Raw genomic sequence first — 742 nt, forward strand, 5'->3', positions numbered from 1 at the left:
CCACCTGGTTGAGCCAGGACGAGTAGGTGGGGGTGAAGTGCAGCTGGAACCGCGGGTGCGCCAGCAGCCATCTCTTCACCGCCGGCGCCTTGTGCACGGAGAGGTTGTCGCAGATCAGGTGGACCGTCAGGCCCGGCTCGACCTGCCGGTCGATCTCGGCGAGGAACCCGGTGAAGTCCTCGGCGGTGTGCCGGGCGGAGGTTGCACCGATCACCGTGCCGGTGGCGGTGTGCAGCGCCGCGAACAGGTCGACGGTGCCGTGGCGGTGGTAGTCGTGGCTGCGGCGCTCCGGTGTGCCCGGCACCATCGGCAGCACCGGCGCGGTCCGTTCCAAGGCCTGGAGCTGTGGTTTCTCGTCGACGGAGAAGACCGCCGCGTTCTGCGGCGGGGCCAGGTACAGGCCCACCACGTCCCGGACCTTGTCGATGAGGAACGGGTCGGTGGAAATCTTGAACTCCTCGACCAGCCAGGGCGTGAGGCCGAAGGCCCGCCAGATCCGGTGCACGCTGGTCGGGGAGATCCCGACCCGCTTCGCCAGCGCGCGTTTGGACCAGTGGGTGGTGCCCTCGGGCACCTCTTCCAGCGTGCGGACCACGACTTCTTCGACCTGGGCGTCGGTGATCGTGCGTGGCACGCCCGGTCTCGGCTCGTCGCTGAGCCCGGCGAACCGGTCCCGGACGAACCGGTTGCGCCACCGCCCGACCGTCTCGCGGGTGATCCCCATCTCCGCGGCCACGGCCTT

Annotated in this window: 1 protein-coding gene; it reads right to left on the bottom strand. The window is 69.8% G+C overall.

Translation table 11 applies throughout. The features are described 5' to 3' along the window. Positions 1-742: IS630 family transposase (locus DD1DGNOD_RS06805; RefSeq protein ID WP_131769693.1), on the bottom strand; the 742-nt coding region annotated here is incomplete at both ends.

This window comes from Candidatus Protofrankia californiensis, assembly GCF_900634765.1.
GTDB classification, from domain to species: domain Bacteria; phylum Actinomycetota; class Actinomycetes; order Frankiales; family Frankiaceae; genus Protofrankia; species Protofrankia californiensis.